The 1,248-nt window shown below is 53.4% G+C and carries 2 rRNA genes; both read right to left on the bottom strand.

The window, feature by feature from the left end:
- Positions 1-594: ribosomal RNA gene (locus BSP239C_RS20360) — 23S ribosomal RNA — on the bottom strand; the annotation flags it as partial.
- Between the two features lie 434 nt (positions 595-1,028).
- Positions 1,029-1,248 (bottom strand): 16S ribosomal RNA (locus BSP239C_RS20365); the annotation flags it as partial.

The raw sequence follows: 1,248 nt of genomic DNA on the forward strand, positions 1-1,248 counted from the left end.
GTACTATTTCACTCCCCTCCCGGGGTACTTTTCACCATTCCCTCACGGTACTATCCGCTATCGGTCATCAGGAAGTATTTAGCCTTACCAGGTGGTCCTGGCAGATTCACACGACATTCCACGAGTACCGTGCTACTCGGGCATATGCACAACGTCGGGGTCACATGTTTCGTCTACGGGACTCTCACCCACTCCGGTACTGTTTCCCACCAGCTTCGACTACACGTAACACACATCAACGTCCCCACCATGCTGGGTGAGACACGCATACCCCACAACACCACGTCAGCAACACCAGCACGCTTGACACTGACACGGTTTAGGCTCTTCCAGTTTCGCTCGCCACTACTCCCGGAATCATATTTTATTTTCTCTTCCTACGGGTACTGAGATGTTTCACTTCCCCGCGTTCCCTCCACACACCCTATATATTCAGATGCGGGTCACCACACTCTCATGTGGCGGGGTTTCCCCATTCGGAGACCCTCGGATCACAGCCCGTTTATCGGCTCCCCGAGGCTTATCGCAGATTTCCACGTCCTTCATCGGCTCCTGATGCCAAGGCATCCACCATGCGCTCTTACACACTCATACCAACCACTTTCATGGTCGATGATTGTGTGCGCGAAAAAAACACTTTCGGATTTCACAAGAAAAATCACATTACATAACAACACACCACTGGTGTGTTGTTGATGCTCGCGTCCACTATACGATTCTCAAACCACTACCAAACACCACCCACACCCACCCTGTGAACAGGATGACCGTGGTCTGGGTCGGTCCGTTAGATGAAACCACCACACCACACACACTCGCAGCCACAAAGAAGGACTGTGTTGTGTGGGGCCTGTGATTCCAGGACCCAATAACGTAAATGTTCTAGCCCACCACACAACCGGCGTCGACAAGGCATGTGCCTCAACAACGCTGGTTGGATGAGCGAAGATAGAGATGTTCCACCCTTGAGCTGCCCAACCAGCATCACGAATGGATGCTGCGTTGGGGTTCTGATGTGTGCTCCTTAGAAAGGAGGTGATCCAGCCGCACCTTCCGGTACGGCTACCTTGTTACGACTTAGTCCCAATTGCCAGTCCCACCTTAGACGGCCCCCTCCACAAGGGTTGGGCCACCGGCTTCGGGTGTTACCGACTTTCGTGACTTGACGGGCGGTGTGTACAAGGCCCGGGAACGTATTCACCGCAGCGTTGCTGATCTGCGATTACTAGCGACTCCGACTTCACGTAG

Source organism: Brevibacterium sp. 239c, assembly GCF_900169365.1.
Classification (GTDB): Bacteria; Actinomycetota; Actinomycetes; order Actinomycetales; family Brevibacteriaceae; genus Brevibacterium.